This is a genomic window from Methanomassiliicoccales archaeon (assembly GCA_014361295.1).
Lineage (GTDB): Archaea > Thermoplasmatota > Thermoplasmata > Methanomassiliicoccales > JACIVX01 > JACIVX01.
The window spans coordinates 1,652,372-1,675,409 of record JACIVX010000001.1 but is presented as its reverse complement, the minus strand read 5'-3'; the positions used below and the strand labels follow the sequence as shown (position 1 = coordinate 1,675,409).

26 protein-coding genes, 2 tRNA genes and 1 pseudogene are annotated in these 23,038 nt (G+C 45.8%); 19 read left to right on the top strand and 10 right to left on the bottom strand.

Going from position 1 to position 23,038, the window contains the following annotated elements; genetic code table 11:
* The first annotated feature begins 4 nt into the window (after nucleotides 1–4).
* Nucleotides 5–1,072, top strand: a complete 1,068-nt coding sequence (locus tag H5T41_08360; protein MBC7108778.1) for a type 2 isopentenyl-diphosphate Delta-isomerase — start codon at nucleotides 5–7, stop codon at nucleotides 1,070–1,072.
* Nucleotides 1,069–2,064, top strand: coding sequence for a polyprenyl synthetase family protein (locus H5T41_08355; protein MBC7108777.1), 996 nt, complete (start codon nucleotides 1,069–1,071; stop codon nucleotides 2,062–2,064). The genes H5T41_08360 and H5T41_08355 overlap by 4 nt, the downstream gene beginning before the upstream one ends.
* Before the next feature lie 29 nt (nucleotides 2,065–2,093).
* On the opposite strand, the gene radB is transcribed toward H5T41_08355, so the two are convergent.
* Nucleotides 2,094–2,762, bottom strand: coding sequence for a DNA repair and recombination protein RadB (gene radB, locus H5T41_08350; GenBank protein MBC7108776.1), 669 nt, complete (start codon nucleotides 2,760–2,762; stop codon nucleotides 2,094–2,096).
* 260 nt (nucleotides 2,763–3,022) lie between these two features.
* Entirely contained in the window at nucleotides 3,023–4,279 is a 1,257-nt protein-coding gene (locus tag H5T41_08345; protein ID MBC7108775.1) for an MFS transporter, read from the bottom strand.
* Between the two features lie 126 nt (nucleotides 4,280–4,405).
* On the opposite strand from H5T41_08345, the gene H5T41_08340 reads away from it, so the two are divergent.
* The 6 genes from H5T41_08340 to H5T41_08315 all read left to right on the top strand — a co-directional run bounded on the left by H5T41_08340 (nucleotide 4,406) and on the right by H5T41_08315 (nucleotide 9,832).
* Nucleotides 4,406–6,262 (top strand): ATP-dependent DNA helicase, encoded by a 1,857-nt coding sequence (locus tag H5T41_08340; protein MBC7108774.1) that lies wholly within the window; start codon nucleotides 4,406–4,408, stop codon nucleotides 6,260–6,262.
* A gap of 280 nt (nucleotides 6,263–6,542) precedes the next feature.
* Nucleotides 6,543–6,920: a hypothetical protein gene (locus tag H5T41_08335; GenBank protein ID MBC7108773.1), complete on the top strand. Its 378-nt coding sequence runs from the start codon at nucleotides 6,543–6,545 to the stop codon at nucleotides 6,918–6,920.
* A gap of 77 nt (nucleotides 6,921–6,997) precedes the next feature.
* The gene (locus H5T41_08330) at nucleotides 6,998–7,366 is read left to right on the top strand and encodes a hypothetical protein (protein ID MBC7108772.1); all 369 of its coding nucleotides are present in this window, start codon (nucleotides 6,998–7,000) and stop codon (nucleotides 7,364–7,366) included.
* Between the two features lie 346 nt (nucleotides 7,367–7,712).
* Nucleotides 7,713–8,282, top strand: coding sequence for a Kae1-associated serine/threonine protein kinase (locus tag H5T41_08325; protein ID MBC7108771.1), 570 nt, complete (start codon nucleotides 7,713–7,715; stop codon nucleotides 8,280–8,282).
* Entirely contained in the window at nucleotides 8,283–8,858 is a 576-nt protein-coding gene (locus tag H5T41_08320) for an XTP/dITP diphosphatase (GenBank protein MBC7108770.1), read from the top strand.
* Nucleotides 8,858–9,832 carry an NAD-dependent epimerase/dehydratase family protein gene (locus H5T41_08315; GenBank protein ID MBC7108769.1) on the top strand — a complete coding sequence of 325 codons (975 nt, stop codon included), beginning with the start codon at nucleotides 8,858–8,860 and terminating at the stop codon, nucleotides 9,830–9,832. Before H5T41_08320 ends, H5T41_08315 begins: the two co-directional genes overlap by 1 nt.
* Before the next feature lie 43 nt (nucleotides 9,833–9,875).
* Here the strand turns inward: H5T41_08315 and H5T41_08310 are convergent, their stop codons facing one another.
* The gene (locus H5T41_08310; protein MBC7108768.1) at nucleotides 9,876–11,000 is read right to left on the bottom strand and encodes a transglutaminase domain-containing protein; all 1,125 of its coding nucleotides are present in this window, start codon (nucleotides 10,998–11,000) and stop codon (nucleotides 9,876–9,878) included.
* Between the two features lie 162 nt (nucleotides 11,001–11,162).
* On the opposite strand from H5T41_08310, the gene H5T41_08305 reads away from it, so the two are divergent.
* Nucleotides 11,163–11,237: transfer RNA gene (locus tag H5T41_08305), tRNA-Pro, on the top strand.
* A gap of 126 nt (nucleotides 11,238–11,363) precedes the next feature.
* On the opposite strand, the gene H5T41_08300 is transcribed toward H5T41_08305, so the two are convergent.
* Together H5T41_08300 and H5T41_08295 are read right to left on the bottom strand one after the other, a co-directional pair.
* The gene (locus H5T41_08300) at nucleotides 11,364–11,744 is read right to left on the bottom strand and encodes an MscL family protein (protein ID MBC7108767.1); all 381 of its coding nucleotides are present in this window, start codon (nucleotides 11,742–11,744) and stop codon (nucleotides 11,364–11,366) included.
* A gap of 365 nt (nucleotides 11,745–12,109) precedes the next feature.
* A complete protein-coding gene (locus H5T41_08295; protein ID MBC7108766.1) occupies nucleotides 12,110–13,294 on the bottom strand; it encodes an FprA family A-type flavoprotein in 1,185 nt (394 codons plus the stop codon).
* 179 nt (nucleotides 13,295–13,473) lie between these two features.
* On the opposite strand from H5T41_08295, the gene H5T41_08290 reads away from it, so the two are divergent.
* The gene (locus tag H5T41_08290; GenBank protein MBC7108765.1) at nucleotides 13,474–13,959 is read left to right on the top strand and encodes a redoxin domain-containing protein; all 486 of its coding nucleotides are present in this window, start codon (nucleotides 13,474–13,476) and stop codon (nucleotides 13,957–13,959) included.
* Here H5T41_08290 and H5T41_08285 read toward each other — a convergent pair whose 3' ends face one another.
* Both H5T41_08285 and H5T41_08280 read right to left on the bottom strand, forming a co-directional pair.
* Complete coding sequence (locus H5T41_08285) at nucleotides 13,960–14,520, bottom strand: class I SAM-dependent methyltransferase (protein ID MBC7108764.1); 561 nt, start codon at nucleotides 14,518–14,520, stop codon at nucleotides 13,960–13,962.
* A gap of 1 nt (nucleotide 14,521) precedes the next feature.
* On the bottom strand, nucleotides 14,522–15,193 hold the full coding sequence (locus tag H5T41_08280) for a diphthine--ammonia ligase (GenBank protein MBC7108763.1): 672 nt from the start codon (nucleotides 15,191–15,193) through the stop codon (nucleotides 14,522–14,524).
* 290 nt (nucleotides 15,194–15,483) lie between these two features.
* Between H5T41_08280 and H5T41_08275 the strand changes: the two genes are divergently transcribed.
* Together H5T41_08275 and rpiA are read left to right on the top strand one after the other, a co-directional pair.
* Nucleotides 15,484–16,206, top strand: a complete 723-nt coding sequence (locus H5T41_08275) for a creatininase family protein (protein MBC7108762.1) — start codon at nucleotides 15,484–15,486, stop codon at nucleotides 16,204–16,206.
* Nucleotides 16,199–16,873, top strand: coding sequence for a ribose-5-phosphate isomerase RpiA (rpiA, locus tag H5T41_08270; protein ID MBC7108761.1), 675 nt, complete (start codon nucleotides 16,199–16,201; stop codon nucleotides 16,871–16,873). The genes H5T41_08275 and rpiA overlap by 8 nt, the downstream gene beginning before the upstream one ends.
* A gap of 74 nt (nucleotides 16,874–16,947) precedes the next feature.
* Here the strand turns inward: rpiA and H5T41_08265 are convergent.
* Nucleotides 16,948–17,301 (bottom strand): annotated as a pseudogene (locus H5T41_08265) (ArsR family transcriptional regulator).
* A 241-nt stretch (nucleotides 17,302–17,542) separates the two neighbouring features.
* On the opposite strand from H5T41_08265, the gene H5T41_08260 reads away from it, so the two are divergent.
* Genes H5T41_08260 through H5T41_08240 form a run of 5 tightly spaced genes read left to right on the top strand, consistent with a single transcriptional unit; the run spans nucleotide 17,543 to nucleotide 19,767 of the window.
* Nucleotides 17,543–17,821: a 50S ribosomal protein L44e gene (locus H5T41_08260; GenBank protein ID MBC7108760.1), complete on the top strand. Its 279-nt coding sequence runs from the start codon at nucleotides 17,543–17,545 to the stop codon at nucleotides 17,819–17,821.
* A gap of 5 nt (nucleotides 17,822–17,826) precedes the next feature.
* Nucleotides 17,827–18,006 (top strand): 30S ribosomal protein S27e, encoded by a 180-nt coding sequence (locus tag H5T41_08255; protein ID MBC7108759.1) that lies wholly within the window; start codon nucleotides 17,827–17,829, stop codon nucleotides 18,004–18,006.
* Nucleotides 18,006–18,788 (top strand): translation initiation factor IF-2 subunit alpha, encoded by a 783-nt coding sequence (locus H5T41_08250; protein MBC7108758.1) that lies wholly within the window; start codon nucleotides 18,006–18,008, stop codon nucleotides 18,786–18,788. Before H5T41_08255 ends, H5T41_08250 begins: the two co-directional genes overlap by 1 nt.
* A 54-nt stretch (nucleotides 18,789–18,842) precedes the next feature.
* Nucleotides 18,843–19,037 carry an RNA-protein complex protein Nop10 gene (locus H5T41_08245; protein MBC7108757.1) on the top strand — a complete coding sequence of 65 codons (195 nt, stop codon included), beginning with the start codon at nucleotides 18,843–18,845 and terminating at the stop codon, nucleotides 19,035–19,037.
* Nucleotides 19,003–19,767: a proteasome assembly chaperone family protein gene (locus H5T41_08240; GenBank protein ID MBC7108756.1), complete on the top strand. Its 765-nt coding sequence runs from the start codon at nucleotides 19,003–19,005 to the stop codon at nucleotides 19,765–19,767. The genes H5T41_08245 and H5T41_08240 overlap by 35 nt, the downstream gene beginning before the upstream one ends.
* Nucleotides 19,768–19,956: 189 nt before the next feature.
* Here the strand turns inward: H5T41_08240 and H5T41_08235 are convergent, their stop codons facing one another.
* On the bottom strand, nucleotides 19,957–20,196 hold the full coding sequence (locus H5T41_08235) for a ribbon-helix-helix protein, CopG family (protein ID MBC7108755.1): 240 nt from the start codon (nucleotides 20,194–20,196) through the stop codon (nucleotides 19,957–19,959).
* Nucleotides 20,197–20,367: 171 nt separating this feature from the next.
* On the opposite strand from H5T41_08235, the gene H5T41_08230 reads away from it, so the two are divergent.
* Nucleotides 20,368–20,477 (top strand) — tRNA-Tyr (locus H5T41_08230).
* 17 nt (nucleotides 20,478–20,494) lie between these two features.
* On the opposite strand, the gene H5T41_08225 is transcribed toward H5T41_08230, so the two are convergent.
* Entirely contained in the window at nucleotides 20,495–21,784 is a 1,290-nt protein-coding gene (locus H5T41_08225; protein MBC7108754.1) for an amidohydrolase family protein, read from the bottom strand.
* A gap of 153 nt (nucleotides 21,785–21,937) precedes the next feature.
* Between H5T41_08225 and H5T41_08220 the strand changes: the two genes are divergently transcribed.
* Nucleotides 21,938–22,738, top strand: a complete 801-nt coding sequence (locus H5T41_08220; GenBank protein MBC7108753.1) for an MBL fold metallo-hydrolase — start codon at nucleotides 21,938–21,940, stop codon at nucleotides 22,736–22,738.
* Nucleotides 22,739–23,038 lie beyond the last annotated feature (300 nt).

Genomic DNA, 23,038 nt, shown 5'->3' with positions numbered 1-23,038 from the left:
GTCGATGACGCGTATCGAAAAGAGAAAGGCTGACCATGTCGAGGTCTCAATTGAAAAGGATGTCAGTTCTCACTATAACTATTGGGACGACGTGAAACTCGTGCACAATGCTTTGCCAGAAGTCGACCTCGAGGAAATCGATACTTCGACGACACTTTTCGGCCGCAAACTCTCATTTCCTCTCATCGTCACCGCAATCACTGGAGGATACGGAAAGGCGGCGAAGATTAACAGAAATATTGCGAAAGCTTGTGAGGAACTCCAGATCGGAATGGGAGTTGGAAGCCAGCGTGCGGCGCTTGAAAACGGTGATGAAAGTAGCTATTCGGTGATCAAAGAATTCGACATCCCATTAAAGATTGGAAACATTGGAGCGCCACAATTGATAAAGCAACGAAACAAAGAGGCATTTGATCTCTCTTCGATCCAGAAGGCTTTTGAAATGATCGATGCCGATCTGCTGAGCGTCCATCTCAATTTTTTGCAAGAAGTTGTGCAGCCTGAAGGGGACACACGAGCGAGAGGGTGTTGGGAAGCGCTTAGAGCAATCGCCAAGGAGTTTCCAGTGATGGTAAAGGAGACGGGCGCCGGCATTTCGAGGGAAGTAGCTGAGAGACTGAAAGGGACTGGGATCAGAGGCATTGATGTCTCTGGCGCCGGTGGAACAAGTTTTTCCGCCGTCGAAAAGTTCAGATCGGAGAGAATTGGTGATGAAAGAGGCGTAGCCTTGGGAGAGACCTACCGCGATTGGGGGATTCCCGCACCTGCTTCAGTCATATTGGCAAACGTTGGTCTTCCCCTGATCGCGAGCGGGGGGGTTATGAACGGCCTCCATATCGCCAAGGGCATTATACTGGGTGCTCAATGCGCTGGCGTTGCGAGATCGATTCTTGCCGCTGCGATGGACTCGGCAGAAGCAGTTGTCAAGAAATTGAAGATCATGCAATTAGAATTCAGAACTGCGATGTTTCTAACAGGCTGTGCCAGAGTTTCGGATTTTCAAAAAAAAGAGTTTATAATCACAGGACTGACGAAGGATTGGCTTGAACAGAGCAGGAGGAGGATTATATGAGTATTCTATCGGAAATGAGGGGAATCATCGAACGAGTTGATAGGAATTTGATGTCATATCTTGAAGAGGGAAAACCAGAGAAACTGATGAGAGCCGTACGCCATTATCCCGAAGCCGGAGGAAAGAGATTAAGGCCGCTAGTTGCGTATCTCGTCGCCGAAGCTGTTGGTCGTGATGGTGAAAGATCTATTCCATTTGGATGCGCGCTTGAAATCATTCATAATTTCACGCTGATCCACGATGACATTATCGACCAGGACCCCATGAGAAGGGGGAGACCAGCAGTTCACGTCCTCTTTGACATTCCGACAGCGATTATCGCTGGAGATGCGATGTTCGCGCGTGGATTCGAGGTTATCGGTAAAACTGAGACAACGCCAGAACGATTGAATCGATTATACGCAATTACTTCTAAGACGGTTTGGTTGATTGCCGAAGGGCAGCAAATGGACTTCGATTTCGAAACGAGGAATGATGTGACGCCACAAGAATACTTAGAAATGGTTGAAAAGAAAACCGCGGTTTTATTCGCTTGCGCGGCAGAAGGGGGTGCGATTATCGCCGCGGGATCGGAAATCCAGATAGAAGAGATGAGAGAGTACGGGAGGATGCTTGGCATCGCCTTCCAGATTTGGGATGATGTTCTCGGGATCACAGGAGAAGAAGAAAAACTGGGAAAGCCGGTCGGATCAGACATCAGGAACGGTAAGCGGACGCTCATCGTTCTCCATGCATTGAAAGAACTCGATAACAGAAAAGACGAGGCAGGTAAAGAGTTTCTTGTCTCCACGTTGGGCAACGAAAAGGCAAACGATGAGAAAATACGCGAGGTTCTTGATATGCTTCGCGATCTCGGCAGTATTGATTATGCGAAGGAGATCGCACTTTCTTTCGTAGAAAAGGCGAAGGCGAATCTTGAATGTCTCGACGATAGCAAAGAAAAGGAAATGCTATCAGCGCTCGTCGATTTCGCCGTCGGAAGAAAAAGATGAGTTTTTGCAAGAACCATAATGATGAAAATTCAGCATGAGATGCCCTGGTCTGTGAGGGTAAATTCTGCAGTCCGACCTTCAGGAAGATGTCTATGTTTAACGAGGACTGCTCTTCTTTTCCCAGGCGACAGTTTCTCTAGGCGTATAATCGCTTTTGCGTTATGATGCAGTGCATGGCCACCTAGCGCTTCGTACGTGCCTTTCTCCACGTCCGTGTAAACCTGAGATGTCAGCAATATGGGAATGCTCATTTTCCTTGCAACGCTAAGCAGTTTGACTGTCTGATTCGCGATCGATCTCCTCTCGGACCGCTCTTCCTGTCTGCTCGTCAAGCGGTAATACATCGTTGCGGAATCGAGGACGATCAGACCGATGTCGGGATTACCCTCGGCCATCTTGACTGCTCTGTCGACCATTTTCTCCTGCTCATCAAAGCTGTGAACCTCACTGAACAAAATGTTCTTCACGACTACATCGAAATCGCCACCAGCGATTTGACGCAACCGATCGAGAGAGACGCCTTCTGTATCGATGTATGCGACTTTCTTCCCACACTTGACGATATTGCATGAAAGGAGAAGGCAAAGGCTTGTCTTGCCTGTACCGGCTTCCCCGTAAATGAGAGTCAAACAGCCAGTCTCAATACCTCCGTCGAGCATCGAGTCCAGCGCGGCGCATCCGAACGAGATCCTATCCACAAGTAGAAAAGGCGATTGAAAACAATAATCTTTGTTGTCGGTGTCACTAGCACTCAATAATCACAACTAGCTGATGAAGATATTGTACATCTGTCACAATCTTATCTAAACCGCCAGCCAGCATATTCTAATGTTTGGAGTTTTACGATCCGAAGGAGGCCATCGTAAGAATACGTCGCAACTTGATTGGAAATCTAAATCATCATTCAGAATGTTAAGTAATTTGTCGTATAATGTCGTTTAATTAATGCTTTCCCGAATCAATGATATTTAGTTTCGCGCGTGACTCTAAGAAATACAAGTAGGAGTAAAGCGCCAATAATTTGGAAAATTGCCATAGTGATGAGACCGATGTCATAAGAAGAAGTGAATGCGACTGCCAACCCAAGGAGAATCGGTCCAAATACCGCTCCACCGTTTGCAATACCATTCATAATCCCTGTTGCACTTCCAATCAATCGCGGCGGAGCAATGCTTTGTAAAAGCGTGAACGATGTAGGTGCCATGACACCCAGGAAGAAGAAAATCGCACCAACGACAAAAACGACAAGATCGTGGGGAAATGTGATGATCAAGAGCAGAAGGAAAATCGCGTCGATCATCGCGAAGGTAAACGCTGTCTCAACACGCCTTCCTGTCCGATCACTAATCCACGATCCAGTATACATACCACAGAGGCCCCCTATATAAGGAAGTGAAGCACCCCAGACTAACTCCTCAACGGAAAACCCTTTGGCAACGATGAAATAAGTGGGAAGCCAGAGAGAAAGACCCCACCATGCCAAGTTGATCGCGAGAAACGAAAAAGTAATGGTGAAAAGACCTTTGAGCCTTATCGCTTCGCTCAAGTTCTCCTTTGTCAGCTTGATAAGAGAACGCATGGATATATGTGATGCCGTCCGAGATCGAGTTTCATCGGGATAATCGCATAGACACCTCCAGAGTGGAATCAAAAGAATAAGACCAACTGCGCCTACTGCATAAAACATGAACTGCCAGCTTGTTGCAACGATCAATGGGAGAAGGAGAAGTGGTACGAGGAGATTTGATAAGAATCCTGAACTCAGATACAGAGCGTTGACTCGTGCCCGACCTGAGGGCGGAAACCATGTCCCGACGACCTTACTCGCGCTGGGAAAGAGCGTACCTTGTGAAAGGCCAAGAAAGAATCTTGCCAAAATGAAGACCATAACGAAAGTACCAAAAAAACCAGTGAGAAAGGTCAAAATCGACCAGGCTAGAACGGTGAAAATAAGACTTTTCTTCGGTCCGAAATAATCAATAAGCGGGCTGATAAAGACATTTGAAATTCCATATCCAACTAGAAAGATGCCAAGTAAAACTCCGCCGAGTTCTCCGAGCTGCTCAGACTTCCACCCATATTCATCGGCCACAAATGGAAGCGCGACAGAAACATTTGCTCTTGCAATGTAGCCGATGAGGGTTGTAAGAAAGAGGGTCAATGCAATCGTTGTCGCACGTCGTGGCGATAATCGTTTTAAATCATCACTTTCCACAGATATCAACAGGGGATTTCACGTCGGCCTTATCATCCTTTTTAGTAGAGTTACCGATCATGAAGAAGCAATTAATATACTCTTAGCGGAAAGTGATTCGTTTGAAGAAATAAGACTAAGATAATAATGGAAGGATCATCGAGTGATCGTGGTAAAGATATCCAAAGAGACCTTTTTCCTTTCAGCAAGGCGCGAAAAGGCCAGGATCTGTTTCTTAAACATGCTAGGGAATGCGTCAAACACGGGATTCATCTCTTTGCGCACGCTCCAACAGGACTCGGTAAAACTGCTGTGAGCATCGCAGCAGCACTAGAGCATATCTTGCAAAGCGAGGGGACTCTTTTCTTCCTAACTGCGAGACAGTCTCAACACGCGGCCGCAATTGAAACAGCCAAGAGAATTCACGAAAGGGAAGAGATTAGGGCCACAGACATCATCGCCCAAGAAGATATGTGCCTGGCAACAAGAGAAAAGCGCCTTCAGTGTAAAAACAACGATGCCTGCTTTTTCTCGAAGGAAATCCCGAAAGAAATTATCGACAGACTTCTTGCACGGCCCTTGCATGTGCAGGAGCTGATAAGGCTTTGTCTCAAGGAAGGTGTTTGCCCTTATTTTGCGGCGACACGCGCAATGGCCCGGTCAAATCTCGTCGTCTGTGATTATAATCACTTCTTCGCATTCAATTCACGACCAATTCTCGATAAGATCGGAAAGAAGATTTCCGAATCGGTCATCATCATCGATGAAGGCCACAATCTGCCAAGAAGAATCATCGAGAATCATACTGGAATGCTGACCATGCATTCAATTCAACGAGCACTGAATTCAAAATCTCTCGAGAAATTTCGCGAAGATATTGATATCCTCAGGATCGCTTTTCTCAAGATATTATCAGCGCACTCGGATAAGGAGCGGCTTAACACGAAAGACCTAGACGATATGCTCATCACCAATGCTTGCACGGATACAGAAGGGCTTGCGTGTGAAATTTCAGAAGACCTTGAACCTTATGAATTATTGAAACATCACAATCTCATCGATTTTCTTTCAATGTGGCATCGATTTGGCGAATCCAGTATCAGATACGTCGACAGGAGCTCGAGATCGATCATTGTGCGCTTAATCGATCCATCCTTGATATCGAGGCCGATATTCGACGCGGCACGATGTGTGATCGTAATGAGCGGTACACTTCACCCCCCGGAAATGTTTGCGGATCTTCTCGGCGTGGAAAAAAGATGCGCGTGTCGGCGATATCCATCGCCATTTCCCGCAGAGAATCGCCTGATTCTTGCGATGCCCCAAGTTTCTTCGAAATACCGGATGCGTTCGCAGACCACTTATTCGGATATGGCAAGAATCATCACCGACATCTCAACGGTCGTGCAGGGCAACATCCTCTGCTTCTTTCCATCCTATGAGTTTTTGAATAATATTGAATCAAGGATAGATTCGATAAAGTCGGCAAGACGTATTTTGATCGAAAAACGAGAACACAAAAAGAACGAAAAAGAAGCTATGATCGCGGAATTGGCACGCAATCCTCACTGTTTACTACTCGCAACGATCGGAGGGTCATTTTCTGAGGGTGTCGACTTCAAGAATAACATCATATCCTGCGTGATCATCGTTGGCTTTCCGATGAATCCTCCGTCAATCGAAACTGATGCAATAAAAGAACGATTCGAGAAAAAGATAGGAAAGAAAAGAGCGGAACTCTATTTCGATATCTATCCTGCTATTTCGAAGGTGCTTCAGGCGGCAGGACGGGCGATTAGAAGTGAAAATGATCGCGCCCTCATCGCACTGCTCGATGAACGATACGCAAATCCCGCCATCAAAAGTGCTTTCCCCGAGGATTTTCAGATTATGATTTTTCAAGATTCGATGAGAAGGATCCATGATTTCTGCAGGATGGAGAACAAAAAAGAATTTCAAATTAATTCGATTGAAGAATCGATTCTCGCTGACAAAAATCAATAAAAATAACTTTCTCGTCAAGGAATTTGAAATTCAAGAATCAATCTCCGTTGCCAACAAATTGAATTTTTTGTTTAATAATGCTGAAGATTAGGAGTAAAGTTAATAATCGTTAAGCTAGAATTGAAACTCCATTCACTGCCCCCTTTTCGAGGCAGAATCGCATTAGTGAAAAGAATGATCGCAATACCTTTCCAAATGAAGACAAAGAGAAGATTGTTGAGTTACTACGCAGCGACGGTACTTGGCCTACGAAACAAATCGGTGTCGACCCTTCGAAATATTGGAAATGGAAGTTTTTGAGGAATCCGAGGGTTACGCGATCATCTGCGTTGTTAAAGAGAGGGGCAAAATCATTTCCCACGCGGCCGCAATTCCCATGTTTATAGGTGTGAAAGGAAAGATCGCGCTGGCATCGCAGGGTGTTGATGTCTTCATACATATCGCATTTCGTCATAAGAACGCGGCGATGTTGGCAATAAAATGCAGAAACGAGCAGAGGGAAAAAATGAAATTGCAGGTCGATCTCGCCTTCACGAGCGATCATGCCCATGCCGACTTTGTAAAGAAAAGCGGGCACAAGGAAATTGATGAATCATGGATCGGTACGAACTCATTCTCAAGCCTTCTTCTTTTTTCGATCTTCGCTTCCCAAAACTGATAAAAAAGGTCTTTTATGAGCAATATATACAATTTAGAAGATTTTCTATCAGAAATAGGTTTGCTAGGAAAGCTAACTTGAGAATAATACCAGTAGGCAATTTCGATGAGAGTGTAAATGATCTGATAGCATCGACATTGAACCGATTTGATATCATCATCTTCAAAGATGATAAGTATCTTAACTGGAGATTTGCTGATAAGGATGCTGGAGAATTCAAAATACTTCTTGCGCAAAAGGACGGGGAGGATCTCGGCTACATCGTTTTCAAATTGGTGGAGAATGAGACAGTCAAATATGGTGAGATCGTCGATATTCTCGTGAGATCAGGTTTCGAGTATGTAACGGTCGTGCTCTTGCTCGAAGCGATCGAATCTCTTGTCAAGGGAGGGGCGATTAGCGTGTATTGCTGGCTTCCGAGAAGGATCCGTACACTTCATCTTTAAAAAGACTTGGTTCTTTGCGAGTCAGAATGCGAGAAGATCAATCGATGACCATTTTTTATCACGATCGAAGCGATGAAAAGATATTGCAAGCACTCACACAGAATAAGAACAAAAAGGTTCACTTTGTGCTGGGCGATTCTGATTGGGACTGATCGATTCTGAAGGATTATTGACTGCCATTTTAACTCCACCTATCTGACGCGATTTAAAAGTAAAGAAACCTCATGTAAGAATTTTAAAAAGCACTAAATTCTGAAAAGGTGAAAAAAAGATTATTTAATCACGCAACAGTTTTCGCTTCGTGGAAATTATCAGAAAAGGGGCGGAAGCAGAGATCAGAATAGACATGTGGATGGGGCGGAGTGTCATCGTCAAGAGCAGAGTGCCAAAGAGTTATAGACACCCTGAACTCGATCGTCATCTACGTTCTCTGCGGACGAAAAATGAGGCGAGACTCATACGTGAGGCGCGACAATTTGGGGTACCGACGCCAATCATTTACGACATCGATCTTCAGAAAGCAGAATTGGTAATGGAGAAGATTGAAGGCGAAAGGGTTAAAGATGCGCTTTCAAAAGCGGATGATAGGGATATCGCGAAAATCTGTAAGGAGATCGGTCGGCTAACTGCGGTGCTTCATAGAAATGGAATCGCGCATGGAGATCTAACAACATCGAACATGATCCTTCGTGATGGTAAGATCTGGCTCATCGATTTCTCGCTCGGCGAAAAAAATGCCAAGATCGAAGAACTCGGTGTTGATTTTCATCTATTGAAGGAGGCGTTTCTCTCTGCACATTCGGAAATATTTGACAAATTCCAGATCGTGATCGATTCCTACAGGGAACACTTTGAAAATGCCGATGCGGTCATCAAACGAATGAAGGAAATTGAGAGCAGGGGGCGCTATACTTAAATGAAACTTTCAATCGTCACTTCCAACCGATGGAAAATCGAGGAACTCAGAGCTGCCCTTGATCCAGTAGGTATCGAAATCGAAAGAAGCGAAGTGGATTGCGAGGAAATCCAGGCAGACTCACTTGAAGAAGTTGTGCATCACTGCCTCGATGAGCTCAAGATGAAAGGCATGACAAATTTTATTCTCGATGATTCTGGCCTCTTCATAAAACATCTGAAAGGATTCCCAGGTGTGTATTCATCCTATGTCTTCAAGACGCTCGGATGCGCTGGCATTCTTAAACTGATGAGCGGCGTTGAAGATCGTGAAGCATATTTTCAATGCTGCATCGGCTGCATCATTGGTGACAAAGAGATCATGGTCAGCGAGAAAGCATATGGAAGGATCAGCACAGAGGAAAGAGGAGAAGGAGGATTCGGATTCGATCCGATTTTCATCCCCGATGGAGAGACACGGACATTCGCGGAAATGTCCATAGAGGAGAAGAATCGCGTTTCTCACCGAGGAAAAGCGATTTCCGCGCTAGTAAATGAGCTGAAGAGACGATTTTTCAGCCTCGGCAGGGGAAGATAATGAAATTGCAAAACAAGAGAATCATCGTCACGGGTTGCGCGGGGTTTATCGGTAGCCATCTGACCGAGCGTCTCGTCAATGCCGATAATTTGGTCATCGGAATCGACAATTTCAGCGCCGGAAGACGAGAATTTCTCGCATCAATAGAGGGAGAAAAGAATTTCGAGCTGGTCGAGGGTGACCTTCTTTCCCTTAATTTAGACGAAATTTTCCGAGGTTCGGAAATCGTTTTTCATTTCGCAGCAAATCCTGAGGTTAGAGTCGGCGTCACCGATACACGCATTCACCTTGATCAAAACGTACTCGTCACCTATCACGTTTTGGAAGGGGCGAGAAAACAAGGCATCAAGAATATCGTCTTTCCATCCACCTCAACAGTATATGGCGAGCCCGAAATCATTCCAACGCCGGAGAATTACGGTCCTCTTCTCCCCATATCGCTTTACGGCGCATCGAAATTGGCATGCGAAGCGCTCATCAGCGCGTACTGTCACACTTTTGACATGAGATCCGTAATTTACAGATTTGCAAATGTTGTGGGTCCAAGGAGCACGCATAATGTCCTTCATGACTTTTTGAAAAAGTTAGACAAGGATCATAAACATCTCGAAATCCTCGGTGCACCCCCTGGGACAAAAAAATCGTACATTCATGTGTCGGAGTGCATCGACGCGATGATCCTTGGCGCCGAGAGAGCGGAATCATCGGTAGAAATCTTCAATATCGGTTCGAAGGACAGCATCACCGTTCAGCAAATTGCGGACATCGTTGTGGAAGAGTTGGGTCTTGCTGATGTTGTTTATCTGTGGACAGGAGGAGTCAAGGGTGGCAGAGGCTGGGTCGGCGATGTCAAAGAGATGCTGCTTTCTATTCGAAAAATAGAGCAACTCGGTTGGAGCCCAAGGTTAAGCAGTACTGAAGCAGTGCGAAAGGCCATAAGAGAGATGATTGGAAATGGCCAGACAAAGCAATGATGCCAGGAGTATTGGTCAACCATGTTCTACCAAAGGCATTTCGCTAATTTGCTCCGCTTATCACATCGATCTGTATCAACCAGTCGGTTGACTCAAACGTCCAGTTATCCCACAAAGCAGCAGATGTCGGTGAAGCGTTCGCCGGCAGGCCACCAGCGTACATCGAGCCTGTCGTGTCGACCACTAGCCAGTATCCTAAATCATCAGAGAGGACATGCATCGTAATATTCGTGCCGTAAAAGGAACGCAATGATTGCTGGACACGAGGAAGTTGATACCCATCGGATGTGATAAAAACGCTCGCAAAGGCATGCCCTTCGATGATGCTGACGCGAGCGTTACCGCCTAGGGCGGTAATGATCGAAGCGAGGAGAATCGCCTGGTCCTCGCAATCACCCGTCCTCTTTTGCAAAGTTTCGTTAGCACTCTGCCAGTAATCGCCACCATCATCTGATTTGTATGTGATATGAGATCTGACCCAGTCAAACGCCTCCGCGATCTGAAGCGTTGAATAGTTCCCCGGTTGGGAAGTCCGGATCTCTTCGACGACACTTTCAACAGCAGAAACGTTGACAAGAGAGTTCACCTTGCTATAATAATTCTTAATGTTCTTCTGAATTGAATAATCTCGCGGATCTTTAAGGGGCTTTATTTCCGCAAGTCTGTCCCCGCTGTCAACGGTGCCATAGTCGTGCCATTTATTGATGGATGGGTTTGAAACACACAACTTCAGCATGATTGTGTACATTTGATATTGAGGGACTGAGGGTGCGCGAAAAGCGAGCATGCCAAGCGACTCTGTTTCTCCTGGATAAACGTAAACGCTCGAGGATCTGAAATATTCTTCGGTATAGTTGACCCATTTAAGCCCGTAGCCGTAAATGAAAAGCGCCGTAGTTCCCTTATTTTCTATCTCTAAAGACATCACGCCGCCGTAACCAGCATATACGCTGCTCATTGTCCACCTGAGAGTGTATGAATAAGTTGGTGTCGAGTCAGTAAGCGGAGATGGAAAAGATGTTGGCGGATTCGAAATGTAAAGGATTTTAGGCGTCTTGAGATCGTCTCGCGTAAAGCCTTCGTCTGTCGATTCGAATAAACAGCCAGAAAGAAAAAAAGATGATAGAAGTATCAGGATCACAAAGAATGCGATGAGCCTTCTCATCATACTGCTAACAATGAACGTGCGATAAAAATTCTTCTCAGAGGAGCTCGGACATGTGTAATGCGACTGGAAGAGCGTTATTTTGCATTATGAAATTTCACGAAGCGGTCAAGATAGCAGCGATAGGAAATATTTAATTCGAATTGCCCCATTCCGAGGGAGAGCGGGGCCGTGGGGTAGCTTGGTCCATCCTTCGGGCTTTGGGAGCCTGAGACCCCGATTCAAATTCGGGCGGCCCCACTACTGGATTTTTTCTGTAGGTTAATTTAGCCATAGAAATCGAAGTCTAATCGCACAATGCTGGAATAAATTAATTTAATCGCTCAACGAGCAATCGATTCGTTTCTCAAAAAAATGAGAAAGTGGCTATTGGATTTTCCATTTCGCCGTCATCTTGACAATAAGGAAAATCACAAGCGCCACGATAACGAACGTGATCAGAGCCGCTAGGAAGTCTCCAATACCGAAGTACTGACTTCCAACCTGAAATGTGAACGTTGAAAGGTTCTCGAGCCCGGGGATCGCTAGGCCGATGAGCGGCAGTAAGAGATCCTTGACGAGCGCTTGAACTAGAGCCCCCAGATAGACACCCATAATGAAGGCAACGGCAAGTCCTATGACTTTATACTTCGAAAGAAAATCGATGAACTCAGCGCGGAAGCCTTTGGGTGGCGGGGGTGTTGGCTTTGGTTCTAAAAACTCCCTGATCCGTCGCAATTCTTCTAGCAACTTGTCCTCTTGTTCCATAGATTAAATTAGGGTTCGCACTTCATATATACTCTCCCAAAAAAAAGGATGATGATACTCATTATTATTCGCATTCTCTATGAAAAGTTAGAAAATTAACTAGGTATGTCAAAACAGACATCAATTGCTTGATCGGCTAAATTTCCAACTTTTTCAAGGGCAACACTATAATCAACCTTGAGAATCACTCTCTCATTGGAAAATCGTATTCTATGATCGACCGGCAACTTTCACTTCACAGCGGACTAGAGTAAATTTCAAATCAAAATCGATTTGAAATACAAATGAGAAAATGTAATGGTAAAATAATAAAAATAAAAAATTTTAACCTGGCTTTTGATTATTGTTTTGAATTTCCTTTACAGCTATTGATCGCTCATTATTTTTTTGCTGAGTTCCTCCGCGAGTTGCACGATCTTCTCGTGGTCTGCTGCGGTCGGAGGTCCGTTGATCTCGATTGCCCCGACAACCTCGATTTTCGTTGGCTCGAGGATTTCCGCGGCCTGTTTTACCGCTCCTCCGCCCCAGCCATAGGAACTGAGAATAGCTGCGTATTTCGCCGGTGGCTTCAGCGCTTTCATGAGCGATACGACATAAAGAGCGATCGGATGCAATCCACCGAGCACTGTCGGGGCGCCGAGCACGATGGCACGGGAATCGACGAGATCCTCCGCGAGGTTCCCGATATCGGAATTCGCGATGTTGTAAAGTCTCACATCGATACCGTGCGCCTGAAGAACCTCCACCATTGTATCTACCATTGCGGCGGTTGAATTCCACATTGTCGTATAAACAACGAGCGCCTTCTTTTCCGTCCGACCAGTTGTCCATTTCTCGTAGTATTCGATCATCTTTCGAGGATGCCTATGCACGGGTCCATGACTCGGGGCGATTACGTCGATTTCGAGCTTCTCGATCTTCTCGATCGCCTTTTGAGCCATCTTCCTGAACGGCATCATGATTTCGCCAAAGTATCTTTTCGCGAGCGATGGTAGCTGGTCAACCTCATCATCCCAGAAACCAAAGGCTGTGTGCATTCCAAAAAAATCGCAGGGAAATAGCACTTTATTTTCGACCAAGTAGGTGAACATGGTTTCAGGCCAGTGAAGCCACGGTGCGTCGATGAACCTCAACGTTTTTCCACCGAGGTCAATCGTATCGCCTTCTTTGACGATCACGATTCTTTCCGATGGAACACCATAGTAAACCTGTGCGGCCTTCGCACCTTTCTCTGTTGCGACGAGCTTTGCTTTCTTTGTATATCGCATGACATAAGGAATTCCGCCAGCGTGGTCAGGCTCCGCGTGGTTCATCACGACATAAGCGATCGAATCGAAGTCAACAACGCTCTGAATTTTCGCTGCCAGATGATCCTCAAAACCTGGGTTAACTGTATCGATGAGTGCGTTGTTCTTTCCTCCCCTGATAAGATACGCGTTATATGAAGTACCATAGGGCAGGGGAATGAGAGCATCAAAAAGCCGTCGCCGCCAGTCCTTAACCCCAACCCAGTACACCCCTCCCGAAATCTCTCTCACATCGAGTTTCATTTCGATCTCCTCCACTGTTTAGGCCGATCATTTCGAATCATTCGTTGTCGGCCTGAGAATTATATGCGACTACCGTCAATATCAATTGATTGCCAAATTTCTTCGTTTATTTGCCTAGTTTAGCACACGAGAGGGCGAAATCAATTTTAATGGGGAGAATGATAGAGCGGGGTCAATCCATGGCTAATGGTCCATTAAAAATCGGAATGGAGGCACCCGATTTCGAGCTGCCTTCAACTCTTGAGGAGAAAATCAATCTGAGAAGCGTTCTTGGTTCTGGTCCTGTCGTCATTGTCTTCTATGTGTCAGATTGGGGGATGATGTGCAATGTGGTCATTCGCGCGTTCAAAGAAATGCATGAAGATTTTCAGAAATACAACGCGAAAATTCTCGCGATCAGCACAAATAGCATCTTTTCTCATCGAGCCTGGGCCGAACATATGAAGCTTCCATTCCCGCTATTGAGTGATTTTGATGGAAAGGTTTCGAAGAAATATGGGGTCCTTTACGGTCAAGAGGGATATCTCAAAGGATATTCGAATCGAGCTGTTTTTATCCTCGACTCGAAAGGTATTATCAAATATATCTGGATCGCAGATGATCCCTCCTACGAGCCGAATTACGAGGAGATTCGTTCCGAAGTGGAAAAAGTTCATGGGAAATGATTATCTCTTGAGAAACTCGAGTTGATAGAACTCGTCGAAACTGTGTTTTCTGAGCAAGGATAAATTGCGGAAAAGCGCGATCATTTCCTCCTCGGACAATCGTTCGTGAAGAGGCGGCCCAAATGAAGTCGGCTTCTTCTGAAAATCAACGACGCTGAGGCGCCCACCCTTCCTTAATACCCTTGAAATTTCGAATGAGAGGCGCTCTTTTTCCCCTATTTCATGGATCACGTTAATCGCCAAGACATGGTCGATCGTTTCGGAATTTAAAGGTAGGTACGGCAATTCTGCGATCACAGGCAAGATTCTATCCCCTACGGTATCTGCTGCCCTTTTCATTAAAGACTCGATCATTTCCCGTTCTGCATCGAGTGCGATGACGCACGCCGAACGAACTGCAGCCGGAATCGCAATATATCCGATTCCGCTCCCGATGTCAAGACAACGTTCACGATCGCGGATCTCCGCTCGCTCAACGATTTCCTCGGCATGTTGTATTTTCCTTCGACGATCATCAATAAGGCTCGCCTTATTACTGGGACTGAAACGATGCGGCGACATTTTATCCCTTCTCCAGAATAGCTTTTCTGATGATCAATCGACTCTGGTCACGGGAAATTTCAGTGGTAACATCGAGTAATTTGATCGAGGCTCGGTGAAGTGGCGAGTCAATTACGAAGGTTTCATATTCTCCTCCCTCGCCACTTACATTGACCCCGTAGCGATTCCGCAGTGCAAGCAGTGAATTTGCGAGATCATTACTAATTTCCTTTCCGAGGTACGAAGACTCAAGACCCTCCGCAGAAACGCTCACAATAATCGATCGAATTCCTGCATTAATCTCTTCTCTCAACACCATCACTTCGTCCTTGCGCCACAGAGGGGAGAAGACACGAATGCCCAAGTCCTCGCAGACGCCGTTGATCCTGTCCCATTGATAATCCGAAGCAATCGCACCAGTGACAACACCATCGACTTCGAGATCAGAGAGGATTTCTTTCATTGCGAAGAGATCACCTTCTTCCGTTCCATCACTTTCAATTGATACAAGAGATTTTTCCATCGCCCTGGCCTGAAGCGGTAGAAGGTGAAGGTTCGGAGTGTGAAAAAGCCAGGAATCTGGATTCGATGGAATGATGCTAACGAGATAATCGACCGTGTGCCCCTGTTGCTCCATGAGGTACATCGCAAAGGTTGAGTCTTTTCCGCCTGAGAAAAGCGATGCTAAGTTCACGGCGGAGTATCGGAGTTAGAGGAATTTCAAGATTTTCACGAGATGCGGTTTTCAAGAAATCGACTTTATCTTTCAAATATCGCGAAATCGAGAATCTTAATTATCGACGACAGGAATGTCCGAATCGATGTATTATTGTCCTCGTTGTGAAAAAGGCATAAAAAAGGAGAAGATCGATGAAATCGACAAGAAACTGAGAGAAATGTTCAACCTTGACTCCCTATCGAGGAGAATCTGTCCAGTCTGTGGATGTCCACTAATCGATATGACGTCAAAAAAGGGTGAGAGTCTTGCGTCTCGACGATCTGACAAGTCATGACTTCAAAAGAATTATCGAGCTTGATCCTGTTATATTCATTCCCGTTGGTGCAACTGAAGCGCATGGCGACCATCTTCCTCTTTCGACCGATTCGCTTCAGCCTGAAGCCATTGCAGCACAGCTGGCAGAGAAAATCGGCGGGCTTGTCGCTCCCCCGATTAGATATGGATGCCACAGTTCAACAAAAAACATGCCTGGAACGATCTCGATTAGCTTCGAAACGCTAAGAAATATGGTTTATGAAATTCTTGCTTCTCTCGCGAAAAATGGCGCGCGGAAAATCGTGATTCTGAGTGGGCATGCGGGCGCGATCCACATGGCCGCGTTGAGGCTCGCGTGCCAAGAGGCGGTCGAGCAATTCGATTTGAAATTGATGCTTTTGACCGATTATGAAATTGCAAAGGAACTTGCGGATGAGATCAAATTTGATGTAACCGATGGCCACGGTGGGTTCATTGAAACAGCGCGGATCCTCGCAATTGCCCCAGATCTCGTCAAGAGCCATCGTCGGAAGGGGAAATTCCTCGATAAAAACTTCATGATTGTAAAGGATCCGGAAACTTGTTATCCAGATGGCATAGCCGGTGACCCAACGAAGGCGACTCGGGAAATCGGCGAGCGGATTAACGAGCACATCATCGAGAGAATTGAACAAATGATTCGTGAGAATTTCGGGAGCGAGAATCATGAATAAGAAGGAGATTGCCGCAGAGAAAGCGGTTGAGAAAATAAAGAATGGAATGATTGTCGGCCTCGGGACAGGAACAACTGCCTATTATGCTTTACGGAAAATCGGTGAATTGTGCAAGGGAGGATTGGAGATTATTGGCGTTCCCACCTCGCTCGATACCGAACGACTCGCAAAGGAATTTGGTATTCCAATCATATCAATCGACGAGGTCGAAGGAATTGACCTTACAATTGACGGCGCCGACGAGGTTGATCCTGAGATGCGACTCATCAAAGGTTTGGGAGGCGCATTGCTCAGGGAAAAGATCGTCGCGTATGCGTCGCGAGAGGAGATCATCATCGTCGATGATTCAAAACTCGTTAACACCCTCGGGACACGATCGCCGTTACCCGTTGAAGTTGTGCCGTTCGGACACAAGATGACGAGAGAGAGACTGGAAAAACTCGGTTGTACTGCAAAACTCAGGGGTAACAATACACCGTTCGTAACGGATAATGGCCACTTCATCTATGATTGCTATTTCAGAAAAATCGAGAATCCCGAGGAAATGGAAAGACGACTAAATTCGATTCCTGGTGTTGTTGAGAACGGTCTTTTCATTGGTCTTGCTACACAGATCATCATAGGCACCGACCATGGAGTGATTGTCAAAAAACGTGCTCAAGCTTAGCTTACTTGGCTCTGTTGTTGTGCTGTTCCGACATTCTCAGATTCGGAGACACTTTCGGAACTCGACAATGCAAATTGCTTCAACTGATTGACATTTTGCTCGATTTTCTCAATACGCTTCCGTTCTTCCTTTTCGATCGTTTCGATAATCTTTTCAAAAGGTATAGCCAGTCGATACGCATGAATCGGGCGCCCTTTCCCTTCTTTTTTGATGTCCCTTTTCGTCACCCACTTTCGCCGGCGCAACTCCTGCATCGCAATTGAGACCTCGGGTTGTCGCAAGGCCGTTGAAACCTCGATTTCTACCGACGTGGTCTCTGGTTTCTTTCTCAGAAACGCGAGCGTTTTAGCAACATTTCTCGGCATACCAGTGCTCATCAGAAGTTCGACCAGCGTTTCATCTCTTTTGTTGAAGCCCCTTTCGGTCATGATTTTCGATTTTTATTTAATTATTAGGAAGATATATATTCTTTTCTATTTGTAAAATAAATTCAAATCACCTGGCTACGTGCCAGAATGCTATCATTATTGATAAAAATGTAAATCGAGAATCAGTTATCGGTGATGAAATTAGAGAACTTTATCCAGACGATCAAGATCGTCAAGAAATCTGATAAGATTTTATATATTACATGAGTATTAGGGCAACTTGCGCCCAAGGTGAAAATTCATGAAAATGCCTAGGATCATCAGGACTTACTGCCCTCACTGCAAGACTCATACAGAGCATGAAGTCGAAAGGGTCAAGAAGAAGAAAGCGAGTGAGCTCAAATGGGGGCAGAGAAGATTCAGGAGGGCAACCGCTGGTTATGGTGGTTTCCCGCGTCCAAAACCGGAGGGCCGTGAAAAGCCCACCAAACGGATCGCTCTGAGATATCGATGCAAAACATGTAAGAAGGCTCATCAAAAACCGTGCTTTAGGGCTAAGAAATTCGAACTCGTGGAGTGATTCCGATGGCTGATGTCAGGACTGGCAAGTTTATAAAAGTCAAATGCCCTGATTGTGGTAACGAGCAGATCGCTTTCAAGAAGCCATCTACACCCGTCGTGTGCCACGTGTGCGGTTCGACTCTTATCAAACCGACCGGTGGAAAGGGCGAGATCAGAGGCGAGCTGCTCGGGGTGGTTGATTAATGGTTAGGATAAGCGAATTCCCCGAAGAAGGCGAGCTCGTTGTTTGCACGGTTCAAAATGTGAAGAATTTCGGGGCTTTTGTAACCCTCGACGAATATGATAACAAAGAGGGGTTTATTCACATCAGGGATGTTGCAACTGGATGGATTAAATATATTAGGGATTATGTGCGTGAGGGACAGAAAATCGTATGCAAGGTTCTTGGTGTTGATCCCTCGAAAGGACACATCGATCTATCATTAAAGTCGGTGAACGAACATCAGCGAAGGGAAAAGATCCAGCAATGGAAGAATGAAAAGAAAGCGGAGAAACTAATGGAAATCGTCGCTCAGCGCCTTAATAAGAGCGTCCAGGAATGTTACGAAGAGTTCGGCTACAAACTCATCGAAAAGTATGGAACACTTTATGGTGCTTTTGAGCAATGTGCTGGCAATCCGAATTCGTTAAATGAGAATGCTTTGGAGGGCCCATGGACGCACGTCTTCATCGATGTGGCGAAAGAGAACGTCGTTCCTCCCTTTGTCCAAATCGACGGGCGAATTGAATTGACCTGCCCACTTCCAGACGGTGTGGAAAGAATCAAGAAGGCACTCATAGAAGGTCTTGAATCGGCAAAAGAAAAGGTCAAAATTCAGTATGTTGGCGCGCCGCGGTACCGGATCGTCGTAACGGCACCGGATTACAAGACTGCTGAAGATGAAATGAAGAAAGTCAGTGATAAGATCCTTACCACAATCAAACAGATGGGGGGGCAGGGTATCTTTTCCCGTGAAACGAAATAAAAAAGAGTGTGTCCGAAAAATTCATATGCTATTTAAAAAGGGGAAAAGTTAATAATGAGAACCTCGCTTAGAAAGTGCCCGAAGTGCCAGGAGTATACACTAGGGGAAACCTGTCCAAGATGCGGAACGAAAAGTGTCGTGGCAATTCCACCAAGATTTTCCCCTGAAGATAAGTATGGAGCATATAGAAGAAGATTGAGGAAGGAAAGAGGTGATGATTACGGAGTATATCAAAACGATATTCTATGAGGATCCAAAATTGGAAAACCCTGTACTGGTCGAGGGATTACCAGGCGTCGGAAACGTTGGCAAGCTCGCTGCTGAGCATCTGCTCGAACAGATCGAGGCAGTCAAATTTGCAGAGATCTATTCAAAGTACTTCCCTCCGCAAGTGCTCGTCGACGACGAAGGACTGATCAAACTTGTGAACAACGAGCTCTATTACTCGAAAGGCGACGGGAAACGGCCGGACCTAATCATTCTCGTCGGCGATTATCAGGGACTCACGCCTGATGGACAATACGAACTATCAGACCATGTCTTGCAGATCGCGAAGAAGTACGGTGTCAAGATGATCTTCACCCTCGGCGGATATGGCGTGGGGAAGATGGTTGAAAAGCCCCGCGTCTTGGGGGCAGCTACTGACAAGGAACTCGTCGAGGAAATGAAGAAGCATGGCGTTGTCTTCTCGAAGGGAGAACCAGGAAGCGGTATCGTCGGAGCGAGCGGTCTTCTGCTTGGTCTCGGCAAGATCTACGGGATGCGAGCGGTGTGTCTCATGGGTGAGACATCTGGCTATTTCGTTGATCCCAAAGGTGCCGAGGTTGTACTGAGAGTTCTTGCTGAAGTTCTGAGCGTCGATATCGATTTCAGCGCGCTCGAAGATAAAGCTGAACAGATTGATCTGATCACGTCAAAGATCCGGGAAATTGAGACACCACCAGAGCCAAAAAGAGAAGATCTCGGCTACATTGGATAAGGAGTCAGATATTTGAAAGAAGGAAGCGAGACCAATTCTTCTTCTGGTTCTCTCAATTCTTTAATTTTCTTTTTTAAATTTGGCGTATCGGTAATAATCAATCCTCTGTTCCATTGATAAAAAAAATAAAGGGGGGAGGTAATCGTGACCTCTCATCGGAGAATGTGCATCCCATCCCATTCTCACAAGCTATTTTTTCAGGTATCGTTCCTCGAAGATCTCCATCGATGCGAGCGTCTTTTCTGCTTCCTCCATTTTTCTAATTTTGTCCATGACCAGGTCTAGGCGAGCATAGATGAAATCTCTGATCGCGGCTCTGATCGCCTCGGACCTTGACGGAAAGTCATCGACTTTGACGAGGAAGTCCAGTGCCCTGATGTATCTGCTAGGCAAGCGAATTGTTATTTTTTCAAGATCCTCCTCGGCCATTCTTGCACCTGGAGATCGGAGAGGTACAAACGACCTCTTTTGTCCGACAAATGATATAATCGCGTACGTATTTAAATATTATTATCCTCCACAAGGAACGTCCCAGCCATAAAATTTAAAGAAGCAAAGAACAAAATTCTAAATACGACTCCGATAATAGGGTTGAAGGTTCCCGACTTAGCTCAGTCTGGCTAGAGCGGCTGACTGTAGTGGGTTACCGGCTTGCCGGTCAAACAGCCGCTGAGATCAGCAGGCCCCCGGTTCAAATCCGGGAGTCGGGACTATTTTTGTTGATCATTCACTCAGAAAACAATTTCTTCACTGCCTCAGTTGCGCGATTTAGCACGGCAATCTCATCAATTCTCTTGATCTCCCAATCCTTCATCAAAATCTGTCCATCGCATATGACCGTCTTGACATTCGCTTGCGACGACGAGTAAACTACATTTGAGATCAGCGTATTGGGCCGGATAGGTGATAAATTCGGTGCCCTGCCGTCGAGAATCACGATGTCCGCTCTCTTGCCAGGCTCGATCGATCCTATCATTCGATCTAACCCGATTGCCACAGCGCCCCCGATTGTCGCAAGGTCAAGAATTTCCTGAGCGCTAAGAACCGTAGGATCCCATCGACTCGATTTTTGAAGAAGCGAGAGAGTCTTCATCTCCCCAAACATGTCAAGACTATTGTTCGTCGTCGAACTATCAGTACCAATCGAAACATTGACCCCTTCTTTTCTCATCTCAGGGATTGGTGCAACGCCACCAGTGGCGAGTTTCATATTCGAAACAGGACAGGTCGAAACACTTGTCTTATTCTTTGCAAGTATTCGAACTTCGTTAAGTGTTAGCCAGCATGCGTGCGCAGCAAGGCAATTTCTTCCGAGAAATCCGATTTTCTCAAGATATTCAGATGGGCGCATCCCTGTTTTTTTCCTATGATCGTTAACTTCTTTCCTCGTTTCAGACAAATGGAAATGCAGAAGAAGCCCATTCTCATCGGCGTATTCTTTTGCTTCGAGAAATGTTTCTTTCGAACAAACGTAAACACCCTGAAGGCCAACACCAGGTAAAATCCTGCTTTCTTCTCGATCAAACGATTCACAGAAGCGCCTACAATTGTCAAAGGGTCGACCTTTCTGCGTTGTGAATTCCTCGTCAAGCACAGCCCAACATAGAACCGCTCTTAAACCCATTTCTTCCGTAGCCTTCGCGATGACGTCCTCAGCATAATACAAATCAACAAATGTTGTCGTTCCACTGCGAATCATTTCTAGGCATCCTAGCTGCGTGCCAACATAAATGTCCTCAGGTGTTCTTTGAGCATCAATCGAAAAGACTTTTGAAAGAAAATCTGGGAATGAAATATCATCGGCAACTCCCTTCATGATTGCCATTGAAACGTGGGTGTGTGTGTTGATCAACCCCGGCAGAACAATATCTCCGTGTGAACAGATTTCTTCGTCAGCGTCCGAGGAGACTTTTCCGATCTCCTTGATGATCCCATCTTCAATGAGGATGTCGCCTCGAAGAATCTGTCGGTTTTCGTTTTGGGTGATGATCCATGCATCCCTTATTGCAATCCTCATTTAGTCGAGAGATCGAGGCTCAGAATATTAAAAGTTAGCAAGGCCGATTTTCAAATTATTGCATAGGAGTTCCTCAGATTCAAAGAGGGACTCGGAAAAGAATATCTTGAATCGCATCATTACTCCGATAAATCAATTACCGAAGGCATCAACTTGACAACGATCACATTTCTAGGCACTGGCGGTGGGAGATTTGCCACGATCTACCAGGCAAGGAGCACTGGTGGCATATACATCAGCGACAGCGCAAGAATTCATATCGATCCAGGACCAGGTGCACTCGTTGCAATGAAAAAATTGTCGATCGATCCTGCAAGAACGGATGCCATACTCATTTCACATTGCCATCCAGACCACTACACCGATGCAGAGATACTGATTGAAGGAATGACGTGTGGCGGTTTTGGACGTAGAGGAATCGTCATCGGGAGCAAGAGTGTAATCGAAGGGAAGGATGGTTTCGGACCCGCAATTTCAAGATACCACCGCTCACTGCCCGAAAGCATTCTGTCCTTGGAGCCAGGGGATAAAGTGTCAGTTGACGGAATTCTCATTGAGGCAACGCCGACAATTCACAGCGATCCTACTGGCATTGGATTTCGTTTTCACACTTCCAGTGGTGTGATCTCGTATGTAAGCGATTCGGAAATTGGCGAGGAGGTTATCAAGGCACATCGTGGTAGCCGTGTGATGATTTTGTGCGTGACCAGACCCCTAGGCTCGAGAATATCTTACCATATGACTACAGATGATGCGGCTGAATTCGTAAAATCAGTTTGCCCGAGAATTGTCCTTTTAACACACTTCGGTATGAAGTTACTCAGCGAAGGAGCGGAGAAGCAGGCTGAGTACGTTGAAAAAGAATCGGGCGTGAAGACGATCGCGATGACCGATTTTTCCAGCGTTCACATTGGAAACAATGTGCGCATCAGCAGAAAGGGACACCGAAATTGATCAATGTCGATTGCTCCGTTGCAAGTATATAAGCGTTCGAATTACTTCCGATGAAATCGCATCGGGTAACGTTGAAGTTTGAACCTCTTAGGAGATAGTTTTTTATAGTAGTGCATATTATGCCGAATTAGGCGTTCGGGGCCGGTGGCTCAACTTTCCTCCTAAGCTTTTTTTTGTTATCCCCACCACACCGGCCTCGGATGCCGAACCCCCCTTAAGTTTTTTAACTGTTGAAATCAGCCACAATATTGACGAGGATTAGAATCGAAGCACGCAGAAGGATTATTCTCATTCAAATTC

Bases quoted from the DNA above. Each gene is read 5' to 3' on its own strand.
- H5T41_08360 (MBC7108778.1), top strand. From the start codon at position 5: ATGACGCGTATCGAAAAGAGAAAGGCTGACCATGTCGAGGTCTCAATT.
- H5T41_08355 (MBC7108777.1), top strand. From the start codon at position 1,069: ATGAGTATTCTATCGGAAATGAGGGGAATCATCGAACGAGTTGATAGG.
- H5T41_08340 (MBC7108774.1), top strand. From the start codon at position 4,406: ATGGAAGGATCATCGAGTGATCGTGGTAAAGATATCCAAAGAGACCTT.
- H5T41_08325 (MBC7108771.1), top strand. From the start codon at position 7,713: ATGTGGATGGGGCGGAGTGTCATCGTCAAGAGCAGAGTGCCAAAGAGT.
- H5T41_08320 (MBC7108770.1), top strand. From the start codon at position 8,283: ATGAAACTTTCAATCGTCACTTCCAACCGATGGAAAATCGAGGAACTC.
- H5T41_08315 (MBC7108769.1), top strand. From the start codon at position 8,858: ATGAAATTGCAAAACAAGAGAATCATCGTCACGGGTTGCGCGGGGTTT.
- H5T41_08310 (MBC7108768.1), bottom strand. From the start codon at position 11,000: ATGATGAGAAGGCTCATCGCATTCTTTGTGATCCTGATACTTCTATCA.
- H5T41_08300 (MBC7108767.1), bottom strand. From the start codon at position 11,744: ATGGAACAAGAGGACAAGTTGCTAGAAGAATTGCGACGGATCAGGGAG.
- H5T41_08295 (MBC7108766.1), bottom strand. From the start codon at position 13,294: ATGAAACTCGATGTGAGAGAGATTTCGGGAGGGGTGTACTGGGTTGGG.
- H5T41_08290 (MBC7108765.1), top strand. From the start codon at position 13,474: ATGGCTAATGGTCCATTAAAAATCGGAATGGAGGCACCCGATTTCGAG.
- H5T41_08285 (MBC7108764.1), bottom strand. From the start codon at position 14,520: ATGTCGCCGCATCGTTTCAGTCCCAGTAATAAGGCGAGCCTTATTGAT.
- rpiA (MBC7108761.1), top strand. From the start codon at position 16,199: ATGAATAAGAAGGAGATTGCCGCAGAGAAAGCGGTTGAGAAAATAAAG.
- H5T41_08260 (MBC7108760.1), top strand. From the start codon at position 17,543: ATGAAAATGCCTAGGATCATCAGGACTTACTGCCCTCACTGCAAGACT.
- H5T41_08255 (MBC7108759.1), top strand. From the start codon at position 17,827: ATGGCTGATGTCAGGACTGGCAAGTTTATAAAAGTCAAATGCCCTGAT.
- H5T41_08250 (MBC7108758.1), top strand. From the start codon at position 18,006: ATGGTTAGGATAAGCGAATTCCCCGAAGAAGGCGAGCTCGTTGTTTGC.
- H5T41_08245 (MBC7108757.1), top strand. From the start codon at position 18,843: ATGAGAACCTCGCTTAGAAAGTGCCCGAAGTGCCAGGAGTATACACTA.
- H5T41_08240 (MBC7108756.1), top strand. From the start codon at position 19,003: ATGATTACGGAGTATATCAAAACGATATTCTATGAGGATCCAAAATTG.
- H5T41_08235 (MBC7108755.1), bottom strand. From the start codon at position 20,196: ATGGCCGAGGAGGATCTTGAAAAAATAACAATTCGCTTGCCTAGCAGA.
- H5T41_08225 (MBC7108754.1), bottom strand. From the start codon at position 21,784: ATGAGGATTGCAATAAGGGATGCATGGATCATCACCCAAAACGAAAAC.